The following is a 13779-nucleotide window of genomic DNA, read 5'->3' on the forward strand; positions in this document are numbered from 1 at the left end:
GTTTGAAAGTATTGGAACTTTTCGATTTTGATTTTGTTAAATCTACTTATATAAATACTTGTACAATTAATAAAAACATAAAGGATAAGATTTGGGGCACCTAACCGGAAATGGTTAAGCAGTCGTGCAAATTAAAGGGCAACAATTTAGGGGATTAAAGATAAAAGAAACTTGAAAATGCACATAAATCTAGATGTTAAATCTGATTATGCGCATTTTTTATTTATGTACAAATGAAAAAATAGCGAGATATCTATGTAGTATTTAAATAAGGATAAGATTGTTTATTATGTACACATGATTTTATGAAGATAAGTCGGAGTCACAAGCATTAATGACCGTATCCGTCCCGCGAATCAACTTCTTTACAACTTGAAATTGCTTGAACTTCCCCTTCGCCACTTGGAACTCATATCGTTCCAGCAAGATCGGCAGACTCCCGAGCGACCAACGTTTCCAAGCGGGGTTGTACGCATGCGGTTCCTTCAATTCAACGAGATGGCCGACCCCCTTGTGATGAATGCTCCAGCAGGGAAAATTGGACATGGATTGATCTCAAGAAATCCTTCATGCTTCCGCACGGAAAAAGCGTCTGCATACGCTTTCGCTTGGGATGGCTTTTCAGCTAGAATGACGGGTTTCATAGGAACACCTCCAAAGAGAGTACGTTTGTTCTGTAATTATCTCACAAACTGGAGGGGACTGCTATGAAGTTGAGATTGGGGTTAGAAGTACTTTGCTAGAAGAGGGATAACGATGTTTTACTATGAAAGCGATAGGAGTTTCTTGGGTGGTTGAGTTCTTACTTAATCTATATACTTTACGTATACTATCTTTTATCCAAGTAAAAACCGAGCGAAAAAGGAGGCTGGCAGATGAAGAGATTTCCGGAAGGAATAGCGTTCTGTTATAAGTGGCGGTCGTATCAGGCTCGTATTCTTCGGGAATTGGACGGTCATCTGGCGAACAGGCATCTTCACCTCGTGGCGCCTCCCGGGTCAGGGAAGACAGTTCTTGGGCTGGAAGTTATGCTGCGTCTTGATAAACCGACATTGATCGTCGCGCCGACACTTGCGATTAAACAGCAATGGAAAGAACGCTTCACTGAATTATTCTTGGAAGGGAAGCAGCCGGAATGGCTATCGATGGATATTGCGCAACCGAGTTTCATTACGGTGACGACCTATCAGGCGCTGCATGTCGCCTATCAAGAAACCGATAATTCCGACGATGTTGAAGAGGAAGCCGGAGACGATCAGGAACTTGAAACAAATCAGGAAGCTGTGAAATCGGATAAAGCCGGCATCCGACGGAGTCTTGCTGAGTTCGGCTTCGGCACACTTATTTTGGATGAAGCGCATCATTTACGCACGGCTTGGTGGAAGTCGATGATGACTCTCCGGAATTCTCTACAAGATATCCATGTAGTCGCCTTGACGGCTACACCGCCATTCGACGTGTCCGCTCTGGAATGGGAGCGGTATGTGGAACTATGCGGGCCTATCGATCTTGAGATAAGTGTTCCTGAACTGGTAAAGGAGAAAGAGCTCTGTCCGCACCAGGATTATGTCCAGTTCTCGTCTCCTGAAGGGGAAGAGCTGAAAATGATTCTTCGCTTTCGGGAAGAGGCAGATCAATTCGTCCAAGAACTTTTTGCCGATGGATATCTACAGGAACTGCTCGAAAATCACCCGTGGATGATAGATTCCATGGAGTACATAAAAGAAATACTTGATCAGCCAGCCTATTTTTCAAGCATGTTAATTTTCCTTAAGCAGGTGGGCAGTGAACACTGCAAAGGGGCAATGTCTATTTTGGGAATGCCCGAGCATACACTGCCACCGTTTACATACGAATGGCTTGAAGAACTGTTAACGGGAATTTTGTTTTCTGATGAAAGGGTGACGGATACAGACAATTTGCGAAAGCGGATTAAACTCCAGCTATCGCAAATAGGAGCAATCGAGCGAAGAAGCGTCAAGCTGCTTTCCACGGCAAAAATGAATCGGAAGCTTACTCATAGTATCTCCAAACTGGCGGGCATTTGTGAGATTGTGAAATGGGAAAAACAGCTGCTACAAGAGAAGTTGCGAATGGTCATCTTGGCCGATTACATCCATCTTGAGGATTTGCCCGCTAGTTCAGGTGATGAATTGCCACTTCGGCGTATTGGCGTTGTGCCCATCTTTGAGAAAATCCGGCGGGATGCCGGCCTTCATGTGAAAGCAGGAATTCTGACAGGTTCACTTGTCATTCTGCCGAAAAGCGAACAAAGGCTTGCGCAGGAAGTTTCAAAACGCCACGGAATAGAGATTGAGTGGAAAGCGTTAGCGCATGATGCTTCGTATATCCGTGCCGATCTGACAGCCGGAAATCGTCAAAAGATGGTTGCCGTCCTGACAGAGGTGTTTTCATCAGGTGACCTTCAAGTCTTAATCGGAACAGCGGCCTTGCTCGGGGAGGGATGGGATGCGCCTTGTATCAACTCACTAATCATCGCTTCCTATGTCGGCTCGTTCATGCAATCGAATCAGATGCGTGGAAGAGCCATCCGGGTGGACGGAAATAATCCCAGCAAGACCTCATCCATCTGGCATCTCGTATGTGTGGATCGTGACGTGGCAGATCCGGGGCATGATTATGCGTTACTGTCCCGCCGTTTCCGATCACTTGTTGGGGTGAGTGAGAAAGAGGACGTGATTGAGACAGGGCTGTCGAGGTTGAATCTTAAAGAATCACCCTATACGCCACGAATAATCAAGATGCTCAACGAACGGACTTACGAGAGAGCATCGGAACGAGATCGTTTATTTGAAAGGTGGCAACGCGCCATTGACAAAGGACGGGAAATGGAGGAGGAACTTAGTACTGAAAGGCGTTCTTTGCCACGGCCTTTTTATTTGCCTCATTCATTGAAAGCCTTGTCCTACATAGCCGGGTTCACACTTGTAGGGGAGATGTTTGATGCGGTCCGATTTTTTATGAACTTTCGGGACGTTCCGGTAGGGGGCGGGGTATGGCTAGGGTTGATTGTAGGGATGGCATTCGGCCTTCCATCCGTTCTCAAGGTTGTGAGATTATACATGAAGCATCCTTCTGTCGAATCCAGCATGGCAGAAATCGGAAAGGCAATCTACTTGTCACTCCATCATGCCAAAGCCGTGCACACGCCTTACTCGGAAGGCATGATCCATGTGACCGCGGACCGGATGGGTGCCTATACATGCTGGCTTACGGAAGGGACGACACATGAGAAGAACGTGTTTATGGGCGCCTTGCAAGAGTTCATCGCACCGATTGAAAATCCTAGATACCTTATCATCCGCCGTACAGGCAGCTTGCTGAAACGAAAAGACGTCCATGCCATTCCTTATGAAATTGCTAGGAAAAAAGAATATGCCCAATTTTTCCACGCAGAATGTGAAAAGCGCCTAGGGGATTGCGAACTTATTTATACACGAACGATCGAGGGAAGAAAAAACCTCCTTCGTGCGCGAATGAATGCCTTGTCCGCAGCATTTGTAAAAAAAGCGGACCGGATTAGCGGATGGCGATAAGAAATATATAAAACTAAAAAATATCTAAATATACTTGACATTCAATCCATTCATAGATAGAGTGGTGAATAACTTAATAAGCGACTTTCTTATCCAGAGAGGTAGAGGGACTGGCCCTATGAAGCCTCAGCAACAGACTTGTATAGAACTGTGCTAATTCCAGTAGCGAAAGCTTGGAGATAAGAAGAGTGGACGCCGACTATTGCTGAACTCTTCTTATTTATAAGAAGGGTTTTTTCCTTATTAAGAAATAATAAGAAAAGGGGAAAGTAGCAATGACAAAAACAATGACGAAAACGGCACCATTCAGGGCGGACCATGTAGGCAGTTTATTGAGACCGGAAAGACTGCATGAAGCAAGAAAGTTGTTTGCAGAGGGTGAAATTACAGCTGAGCAGCTTCGCGACGTAGAAACAGCTGAAATTACGAGAATCGTTGATAAACAAATCGAAGTCGGCTTGGAGCTTGTGACAGACGGAGAGTTCAGACGTCGTTTTTGGCATACGGATTTCCTTGAGCATTTAAACGGAATTGAAGGATATGTGCCGGAACAAGGCTATATTTTTAGCGGCGATGAAGAGACGGAACGCTATAATATTCGTAACATCGGTAAAATTTCTTTTAATCCCGATCACCCGCATGTTAAGGACTTCATAGAGTTTAACGAAATCGTTGACGGACGTGCGGTTGCAAAACAAACAATTCCAAGTCCAAATCAATTGTTCAACATCGGGATTAGAGATGAAAATATATACCCGGACATTGAAGACTATGCAAAGGATATTATCCAAGCATATCGTGACGCGCTAAAAGCATTCTATGACGCAGGCGTTCGCTATTTGCAATTGGATGATGTGTATATGGCCGGCCTTTCTTCGCCAGATATTCCATTTAATGATGGCGAATATTCGAGAGAGTATTTAATTGACCTAGCGCTTCGTGTGGTCAATGGAGTGTTGGAAGGAAAACCTGAAGACCTGTTTGTGACAACTCATTTATGCCGTGGAAATTACCGATCCAACTGGGCATTTGAAGGCAGCTACGATCTAATTGCAGAACAGTTTTTGGCAAAAGAAAAAGTGGACGGATTTTTTCTGGAGTATGACGATCATCGCTCAGGCGGCTTCGAACCACTTCAATATATTCCAAAAGACGGGGCTAAGGTCGTTTTGGGTGTAATTACGTCTAAGAGTGGGAAACTTGAAGATAAAGAGCTGGTTAAATCGCGGATCGAAGAAGCGACGAAATTTGTTCCACTCGAACAAATTTGTTTAAGCCCACAATGCGGATTCGCTTCAACGCATCACGGAAATAAGTTGACAGAGGAAGAACAGTGGGAGAAATTGAAGTTTATTGTGGATTTATCAAAAGGAATTTGGGGTTAAGTAAAGAACGCTAGATAAGCGAAGGGACCGTTTGAGGAATACTCCTGCGGCGCCTTCGCTTTTTTGCATGTTTCAATAAATCTCTCTATGTTTTACTTGCCTCGAAAATTATTTATTTCTAAGTGGGAGTATCTCATTTGCCACTAGTTCATCCAAGTCATAGTGAAACTTTAGAAATCCCCGTATGTTGTCCTGAATACCTCTTTCATAATTTGAACGCTTTAAGTATAATGGATTAAAATCATATTTTGTTTAATGAACAAAGACATCTTTCATAAAAACGTATAGGGGTGTATGTAGAATGAGAGAATACTGTTTACCAGAGAAATTAAACGAAAGCATTGTTGATGGGATTATCGATGGGTATAGGGACTACTTGGATGTCCGGCGTCAGAAAGCCCGTGAGTTAAAGGTTCATGGTGCTTATGCATGGGTTAAGGGGAATCATATCGACCACTATGTAGCCTTGTCGTGTGAGGAGCATGGTGTTTCTAGTACTTTGGCAAAAGCCGGTTTAACTTGGCAATACTTACAGTTCTCTCATCAGAATGAAAAGGTGTTGTTCATCGTCAAAAATGTACGATACTTTAATATTGACGAAGTGGACAAAGGTAAAGATGCAAAAGGTCGTACAAGGGGAAATCAAGCTTCTTATATGAAGAATCTAATGGATATTAATAGAGGGATAAACTTCGAAAAATTTCCCGTACAGATTGTTAATCAATCCGTTCAATTAGAGTTATTGGAGGACTTTCAGCCAGTTCCACTAGAAGCTGAGGATATTAAAAGTACGGCTACCCAATTTGATAGATTTTATATCGCTACCTATAACATCGGAGAAGATCATCAAATTAGTGAAATCCGTTTGTGGATGCCTAATCCTGCTGATAATCGAGCATACTTGATAAGTGAGTTAACGCCGTATATTGGTCAAAAGCCGAGTCACATCTTTGAAATTGAGGATGATTTAAAGTCAATTCTTACACAAACAATTGCTGCTGAAGGCGTATTGGATGCTTCTGCTTTCGGTATTGTTCTTGGGGATGTGGAAGAGAAAGAAAGTTGAATTTAAGAAAAGAGGTGCCTTCTTGTTTATTGGTAAAAGTTTAACCAATATCCGGATATTGAATAACTTGAGTAGGGGGCAATTGGCAGAAAAAGTAGGAGTATCTGAACAGGCTATTTGGCAATATGAAAATGGATATACATCACCTAAATTAGAAGTTGTGAATAAATTGAAGTTGATCTTTAGGGTGAAATCTACGTATTTTTACAGAGCTGATTTATTGGACAAGGCTGATTTTGAAAATATACAGCCTCAACATATAGCCTATCGTTCTGAAACGATCAACACTTTGAGTAAAACGCAAAGTGAATTAATGCATATTCGATTTTTAGATGAATTTATAAAAAGAATTGAATCCAAAATAAATTATCCGCCCAATTTGTTATTACAATTGCGGAAAAAAACGCTAGAGTATATACGTCAAAACCAAGATGTTGGTCGAGAAAATCAAATTAAATTCATAGCTAACCTAGCTCGCCAAACAATTGAATTACCAAAAAACTCCAACCAAAATCTTCTTTTTTTATTTGAGAAAGCAGGTGCTTTCATTGTTGAAAAAGAAATTGGAGAAACAATCGATGCTTATAGTGTTTGGACAGAAGACGACAGACCCTATATTATATTGGGAACTATCAAAAAGTCGGCGGCCCGTAGGAACTTTGATTTGGCCCATGAATTAGGTCATTTATTATTGCACTATAAAGTCGAGTTTAACATGCTAGATAGGAGGTCCTACAGAGGTTTGGAAGACGAGGCAGATAGCTTTGCCGCTGAATTTTTGCTCCCGGAGGAATTTGGAAACGACTGCAAAGGAATTACAAAAGTATCAAATCCGGACTCTTATATCGATATCAAACAGAAGTGGGAGGTTTCGTTGCAAGCTATTGCAATGAGAGTGCACAAATTGGGTCTGATGGAATATCAACAGTATCGTTATTTCTTCATGTCTGTTAACAAAAGAGGCTATAAAAAGCAGGAGCCGCTTGATGATAAGATTCCTATTAGGCGTCCAATGAAGTTAAAAAGTATACTACAGCTACTTTTTGAAAAAGGAATTTATACTGTGTCAACGTTGATGGATGAATTAAAAGTGGATCAAGAATTTTTAACTAGATTAACGGGTATTGAGAAGGAATTCTTTGATCAATATCGTCAAACTGAACAAAAGGTTTATACAACGAGTGTACTTAGCTTAAATAAATAGGGTAAATGAAAAATCATTTTTGAGAAGAGTAACTATTCTGCAGCCAATGGCAGAGGATGGTTGCTTTTTTCTTTAAACGGAAGAGGGTTTCGCACTCGGCAACTTCTACTTCAGACTTCTCTCGAATATATTTATACGTCAGATTGATTGTAAAGGGGAGGATCAAATGAAGAAAATTATTATTATCCTCTTGATAGTATCTGCTATAATGGTGATTTTTGTCTTAACTGATACACCCGAAAAGGACAATGCTCTATACGTCTCCGTAAAAGGAAATGATCAAAATGATGGTACAAAATCAAAGCCGTTTCGAACACTTGAAAAGGCAGCATCAGAAGCTGAAGCCGGAAAGACTGTTTATATCCGAAAAGGAACATATTATGAAAAACTTATCGTTCAACATAGTGGAACAAAATTAAAACCAGTTATTTTTAGAGCCTACAAAAAAGAAAAAGTTGTTCTAAGTGGAAAGAATGCAAAGGGTGGTCAAGGAGGCATCTCCTCCTTAGTTAGGATAAACGATAAAAACTATGTGACGATCAATGGATTAACGATACAGGATGTAAAGACAAAGTTGACAGATGAAACGGTAATGGGGATTTATGTAACTGGATCTAGCAGTCATATTACATTAGAGAATAATCATGTGCGGCGAATTGAAACCCATGCGGAAGAGGGAAATGGTCATGGAATCGCTATATATGGAACAGGGCCAATGAAAGACATAAAAGTAATTAATAATACCGTGGAAAATTTGAAACTCGGTTCAAGCGAGGCTCTTGTGCTTAATGGAAATATTGACGGCTTCAAGGTGGAAAGTAATCTAGTTCGTCGTAGTGATAATATCGGTATTGATCTAATCGGCCATGAGGGTATCTCCAATGATGAAAAGGCTGATTTTGTTAGAAATGGTGTAGTGAAAAATAATACAGTTTACGAAATATCTTCGTACGGCAATCCAGCTTACGGAGAGGATTACTCCGCTGGGGGGATTTACATAGATGGTGGAAAAAATATAACCGTAGAAGAGAATATTATTTATAAATGTGATATCGGAATTGAAGCAGCTTCTGAACATGGGGGTAAATATGCTGATCAAATTATCATTATTAACAATTTCATTTATGACAATTTTTATACTGGAATATCAATTGGCGGGTATGATGAAAAGCGTGGAGGCACTATAAATTCCACGATTTCTCAAAATGTTATTTACCGAAACGATACAAAGGGGTTAAATGGAGGTCAACTATTACTGCAGCACGATACAAAAAATAATGTAATTGAAAAAAACATTTTGACGGCAGGGCCTTCTCGTTTATTTATCGCCAACTATTTTTCTACAAATCATAAAAACAAACTAAAGAAGAATGTATTTCATAAGGAGAAAGGAAAAACCGGCTTTTGGGTTTGGAAAGAGGAAGAGTACACTTCTTTCCCAGAGTTTATTTCTGCTTCAGATAGTGATACACAATCGATTTACGCAGATCCGAAGTTTAAAGATGAAGACAAATATGATTTCAGACTGAAAAAAAGTTCACCTGCAAAGAAAAATATGGAATAGTATTCATAATAATTCGCGAAGAGTAAATTTCAATTGCTGTAGCAAATTACAAAAGGGGGACTGAAAATGAAAGTTGGGTTAGTTGGAGATAGTTTAACAGAAGGGCGTCCGGGGGTGTCTTTTGCAAAAATTCTTCAGAAGCAGTATCCGTATATTGTATTCGATAACCTTGGCAAACCTGGTGAAACCGTGAAAAGCTTGCATGAACGATTAATCAAAACTCCGATTGATTCCGATTATGATCTCATTTTTCTTTGGATCGGTGTGAATGATGTATATTCCAAGTTGTTGAGTGTTCAAGCTCAACCGGTTTCAAAGGATCTTGATGAGTTTAAAGTTATATTTCAAAAAGTAGTACACATTGTTCTTCATACTTCCAAACAAGTAGTAATTGTTTCCCCGGCATTGGTAGGAGAGGATTTGAACAGCAAACCAACTGATGAAATTAAGGATTTGACCATAGCCATACAATCTATTTCAAGCAACTATACGCAAGTTCAGTTTTTGGATCTGCATTCTCTATTCAAGAAACATCTCGGTCAAGTCTCGAGTTCTGAATATCTGAACACGAACGTCATGAGGGTTGTGATAGATGCCTTGTTTTATAAGGATCCTAAACGAATTGATCGACTTTCAAAGAAGAGAGGGCTCCATTTTACGTTAGATGGTATCCACTTAAATAGCAAGGGTGCTCAATTGGTTGCAGAGGAATATGCAAAGCTTATCGATTATCTTTTATACAATTGAAAGTTGAAAAGCTTGATTGTGACATAAACATAAACTCTTCGAATTGGGGGGGAGCGCGGACATTTTTCAATGCCTGACAGAAGTGTGATAAATATATCCCCCACTATAAACTTGAAGCGTTAAGTGGGAGACATTCATCTTTCATTAATAAGCATTTAGTTCTCTGAAGTTGTCCATTGCCTTATTAATTTTCACGCGAGTTTCTTCAACGGTCATTTGCAGGTTTTCTGTGATCTCGCTAACTTTCGATACTTCACTAGTTATCTTTTCCGCATTTTGATTGACGTCCTTAATCGCCACGTCTGTATTCGTTGCTAATTTACGAACCTCATCAGCTACAACTGCAAATCCACGCCCATGTTCACCAGCCCTAGCTGCCTCAATCGCTGCATTTAGTGCTAATAGATTCGTCTGGGAAGAAATATAGCGGATGGTTTTTGAGATTTCACTAATTCGTCTCGTTTGTTCTTTCAATGCCTCAAGGGCTTCCATGTTTTCCTTGGAGCGAGAAACGACGATGTCACCTAATTCAATTGACATATGGTTAAGCCCCGAAACAATTTCTTCGGATTTATGCTCACGTTCTGTAATATCCGTTGCAATTTTAAGGACGGCGTTTACTTTGCCTTCTTCATCTAGGATTGGTATGTATGTAGCCTCAAGCCAAAGAGGATTTCCGCTTTTATTGACCCTTTGAATTTTTTCTTGAAATTTCTCTCCTCGGCGGAGATTTGCCCATAGGTCAGCGTAGTCTTTGCTGTTTCTATATTCTCTTGTGCAAAAATGTTCATGATGCAAATTCTTCATTTCACTTACTTTGTAGCCTAGAGTAGTTGCAAAAATTTCATTAGCCCAAATAACATCCCCGTTTATATCAAATTCAATCATGCCCAAATTGGATTCCAACGCAGATAAAACGGCGGTTTCGTCTAAAACTTGGGAACTGGAGTAAATGTGAGTAGATGACAATAGAGACCCTCCCAAACTGTTTAGCAGATTACCGGTGAAAGTAATAATGAGTTATGTTGGACATCAATCTTCATAAGATGATTCCATCATAGATCTTATACCGACTATGAGACTATATCACGAAATGACTAAAGAAGAAAATTGTCCTATTTGTATAAATGTGAAGTTAGTCGAAACTCCCTGTGTTATCCCGTTACATTATTAATTCTTCATCTTTGAAAAAAATGTTGATGTAGTTTCTTCATTTCTAAGCTAAGAAGCTCACCCCACGCGTTTTAAAGCGCTGCGGGGTGGGCTTTTTTTCATGCAGTAAATATTAATTGACAAAACATAGTTACAAACGTATACTAAGTTTAATAGATAGTAACAATTTAAAACTAAGTAAAAGGAGGAGATTTCTAATGGAAAAGATGAAGGGGTATTTGGCGGATTGGTCGCTATTTGAAAAGGTATGGGTGACAGTTTTCACGGGCATTACGGTTTATCTCTATTTTGCATTTCAAGATACGTTGTTAGGCTTGGTTAGCTCGATATCCGGAATGCTATGCGTAGTGTTAGTGGCGAAGGGAAAGGTCTCCAACTATTTATTCGGGATTGTGCAGACGGTCACTTATGGCTATATCGCTTATAGTTACGGGCTATACGGGGAGTCGATGCTGAACTGGATATTTTACTTTCCGATGCAGTTTATCGGGATCTGGCTGTGGATGAAGCATTACAAGAAAAAGGAAGATTCGACGCAAGGAGAAAACGTGTATGTAAAGCGGCTGACGCTAAAAGGATGGGCAGTCGTGATCGTCTTATTTGCAGCAGGCGCGCTCGTCTATGCAGAGTTATTGACACTATTGTCTGCACAGCAAGTGAGGATCGACAGCATGGCGGTCATCCTGTCGGTTATTGCTCAGATTTTAATGGTGCAGCGGTATGCAGAGCAATGGGTCATATGGATTTTGGTAAATCTCCTGACGATCACGCTATGGGTGATTACGTTGGTGCAGACAGGCGGCAACGATTGGAACATGGTCATTATGTGGACGGCGTTCCTTGTGAACTCGGTGTACGGTTATGTGAACTGGTTGAAATTGTCGAAAGTGCAACAAGCGAAATAAATAAGAGGGAAACAGGAGAAGGGAGAAGATGAAAATGGCAGGAACTGAAAGAAAAGAAGCGATGACAGTAGGACATTACGGAGGGAAATTCATTCCTTTTCACAAAGGGCATTTATATGCAATTACGAAAGCCGCAGCACAAGTAGATAGGCTATATGTGCTCGTCAGTTATCACGAAGAGCGGGATAGAAAACTGTGTGAGGAAGCGGGGCTGGATTATATTGATTTCAAAAGGCGGCAACAGTGGATCATGACCTCTACAAAAAATATGCCGAATGTAACGGTGCTCGCGGTGGAAGATCCTTATTCGGAGGATATGGAGTATTTATGGTTAGAAGGCGGCAGGAGAATGATTGAGGCAATCCCAGAGAAGATCACTCATATTTTCAGTTCGGAAAGTGAATATGATTACTGGTTCAAGCGTATCTACGGGGAGGATGTCATCCATATCGTTATTGACGAGGCTCGGGAGATCTTCCCAATCAGTGCGACGAAGATACGGAACGAGGGGGTCTTTGCGAATTGGGATATGATTCCCGAAGCAGCAAAGCCGTACTTCACGAAGAAAATCGCTATTGTCGGCGTTGAATCTTGTGGGAAGTCCACGTTGACACGAAATCTTTCGCAGTTGTTCAGCACGGAATATGTTGAGGAATACGGCCGTACGGTTAGTGAGGAAATTGGAGACGGCAGTTCATTGCTAACCGAAGAACATTACAAGGAAATCGTATTCGGTCATAAGCATATGGAATATCAAAAGCTCAAGAAGGCTAATAAGCTATTGTTCATTGACAGCGAAGCGGTCGTATCTCAGTATTACGCCAAAATGTACTTTGGGCAGGAGCTGGATTTCATAGAAGGTGCCATTCAGGCGCAGGATTATGATTTGTACTTATTTTTGGAGCCGGATGTGAAATGGGTCGCGGATGGGTATCGGACATTCAATGATCCGGAAGTGCGGAAAAAGACCAATGAGATTCTGAAGAAAATGTTTGATGACCGGGGGATTAGCTACGTAACAATTAGCGGGAACTATGAGGAACGGCTGGATCGGGCGATTGAACAGATTACAAAGCTCATTACTAAATAACAGAGAAGGGGTTTAATGCACCCTTCTTTTTTCTTGTAAAAAAGCAAAGATAGTAATAAAATGCAACTAAGTGATGCTGTAGAGAGGGGGAAATACATTGGAAGAGCAATACTTACAGAACCTTAGCGAGGCAGAATTTATCGAGCAATATAAAAAAACAGAGAAAAATAAATATGAAAAGCCATCGATCACAACAGACATGGTCATCTTCACTGTGGCAACAGAAACGGTTGCGGATAAAAGGAAAAAGGCAGAGAAAGAGCTCCAGTTGTTGCTCATCCGGCGCGGAGGACATCCATATAAGGGTGACTGGGCGTTGGCTGGGGGATTCATGGGGATTGACGAGGACCTTGATAAGGCAGTGCAGCGGGAATTGAAAGAGGAAACGGGAGTAGATGGGGTTTATGCTGAGCAGCTATACACATGGAGCACGGTAGATCGAGACCCTCGAATGAGGATTGTGAGTGTCAGCTACTTAGCGCTCGTCGACCAAGAGAAATTACCGCCCCTGCAAGCGGGAGATGATGCGGAAGATGTAAGATGGTTTACCGTAAAAGATAAAACAGTTGAATTTCGGGATGAAATGGTAAATGGGACGAGGAGTCGAACGGAGGAAATTGAACTGGAGCTGACTTCCGCGGAGATCAAAGTATGTGCAACGGTAGAAAAAGTCACGGTGACAGATAAAGCGAATACTAAAACGATGATGTCGATTACAAAGCGAGATGGGATTGCTTTTGACCATGCTGAAATCATTTTGTATTCATTGGAGCGTTTGCGCGGAAAAGTGAACTACACAAATATCGCATTCAATTTAGTGGGGGATGAATTTACGCTGCCGGATCTGCAGCAAGTGTATGAGGTGATTTTGGGCAGAGATCTAAACAAAGTGCAGTTCCGCCGCCATGTAGAAGATATGGTAATGGATACAGGAAAGGAAGTCAAAACGGGCGCATACAGACCATCAAAACTGTACAAGTACAATGAAGGTTGGGTATATGACCAATGGAAATAAGGGATTGCTTTGATGTTTTCCATTACATTTCCGGAAGCGAAAAGAGTTAATGGAAGTGCCAAGCACTCGAGCA

12 protein-coding genes, 1 pseudogene and 1 riboswitch are annotated in these 13779 nt (G+C 41.2%); of the genes and pseudogenes, 9 read left to right on the plus strand and 4 right to left on the minus strand.

The annotated features are described in order from the left end of the window. Window positions 1-303: 303 nt before the first annotated feature. Both AC0L13_RS00005 and AC0L13_RS00010 read right to left on the minus strand, forming a co-directional pair. The gene (locus AC0L13_RS00005; protein WP_473642698.1) at window positions 304-426 is read right to left on the minus strand and encodes a hypothetical protein; all 123 of its coding nucleotides are present in this window, start codon (window positions 424-426) and stop codon (window positions 304-306) included. A gap of 59 nt (window positions 427-485) precedes the next feature. Further along, a complete protein-coding gene (locus AC0L13_RS00010; protein ID WP_473642700.1) occupies window positions 486-644 on the minus strand; it encodes a hypothetical protein in 159 nt (52 codons plus the stop codon). Between the two features lie 231 nt (window positions 645-875). On the opposite strand from AC0L13_RS00010, the gene AC0L13_RS00015 reads away from it, so the two are divergent. From AC0L13_RS00015 to AC0L13_RS00040, 6 genes are all read left to right on the plus strand, one after another. Then, window positions 876-3557 carry a DEAD/DEAH box helicase family protein gene (locus AC0L13_RS00015; protein WP_473642702.1) on the plus strand — a complete coding sequence of 894 codons (2682 nt, stop codon included), beginning with the start codon at window positions 876-878 and terminating at the stop codon, window positions 3555-3557. 86 nt (window positions 3558-3643) lie between these two features. After that, window positions 3644-3743, plus strand: a riboswitch (SAM riboswitch). Window positions 3744-3832: 89 nt separating this feature from the next. Beyond that, entirely contained in the window at window positions 3833-4942 is a 1110-nt protein-coding gene (locus AC0L13_RS00020; RefSeq protein WP_473642704.1) for a 5-methyltetrahydropteroyltriglutamate--homocysteine S-methyltransferase, read from the plus strand. Window positions 4943-5243: 301 nt separating this feature from the next. Then, entirely contained in the window at window positions 5244-6008 is a 765-nt protein-coding gene (locus AC0L13_RS00025) for a spr1630 family ClpXP-sensitive toxin (RefSeq protein ID WP_473642706.1), read from the plus strand. Between the two features lie 22 nt (window positions 6009-6030). Beyond that, window positions 6031-7212, plus strand: a complete 1182-nt coding sequence (locus AC0L13_RS00030) for a spr1629 family repressor/antitoxin (protein ID WP_473642708.1) — start codon at window positions 6031-6033, stop codon at window positions 7210-7212. Window positions 7213-7378: 166 nt separating this feature from the next. Continuing rightward, entirely contained in the window at window positions 7379-8776 is a 1398-nt protein-coding gene (locus AC0L13_RS00035; protein ID WP_473642710.1) for a DUF1565 domain-containing protein, read from the plus strand. 66 nt (window positions 8777-8842) lie between these two features. Continuing rightward, window positions 8843-9523 (plus strand): SGNH/GDSL hydrolase family protein, encoded by a 681-nt coding sequence (locus tag AC0L13_RS00040; protein ID WP_473642712.1) that lies wholly within the window; start codon window positions 8843-8845, stop codon window positions 9521-9523. Between the two features lie 144 nt (window positions 9524-9667). Here AC0L13_RS00040 and AC0L13_RS00045 read toward each other — a convergent pair whose 3' ends face one another. Together AC0L13_RS00045 and AC0L13_RS00050 are read right to left on the minus strand one after the other, a co-directional pair. Continuing rightward, window positions 9668-10063, minus strand: a complete 396-nt coding sequence (locus AC0L13_RS00045) for a methyl-accepting chemotaxis protein (protein ID WP_473646771.1) — start codon at window positions 10061-10063, stop codon at window positions 9668-9670. 33 nt (window positions 10064-10096) lie between these two features. Next, window positions 10097-10507 (minus strand): annotated as a pseudogene (locus AC0L13_RS00050) (PAS domain-containing protein); the annotation flags it as partial. 386 nt (window positions 10508-10893) lie between these two features. Between AC0L13_RS00050 and pnuC the strand changes: the two are divergent. The 3 genes from pnuC to AC0L13_RS00065 all read left to right on the plus strand — a co-directional run bounded on the left by pnuC (window position 10894) and on the right by AC0L13_RS00065 (window position 13706). Next, the gene (gene pnuC / locus AC0L13_RS00055) at window positions 10894-11601 is read left to right on the plus strand and encodes a nicotinamide riboside transporter PnuC (RefSeq protein WP_473642715.1); all 708 of its coding nucleotides are present in this window, start codon (window positions 10894-10896) and stop codon (window positions 11599-11601) included. Between the two features lie 28 nt (window positions 11602-11629). Beyond that, a complete protein-coding gene (nadR, locus tag AC0L13_RS00060; RefSeq protein WP_473642717.1) occupies window positions 11630-12691 on the plus strand; it encodes a multifunctional transcriptional regulator/nicotinamide-nucleotide adenylyltransferase/ribosylnicotinamide kinase NadR in 1062 nt (353 codons plus the stop codon). Window positions 12692-12788: 97 nt separating this feature from the next. Continuing rightward, the gene (locus tag AC0L13_RS00065; protein ID WP_473642719.1) at window positions 12789-13706 is read left to right on the plus strand and encodes an NUDIX hydrolase; all 918 of its coding nucleotides are present in this window, start codon (window positions 12789-12791) and stop codon (window positions 13704-13706) included. The last annotated feature ends 73 nt before the right edge of the window (window positions 13707-13779 follow it).

The organism is Sporosarcina sp. QA0331, assembly GCF_055808055.1.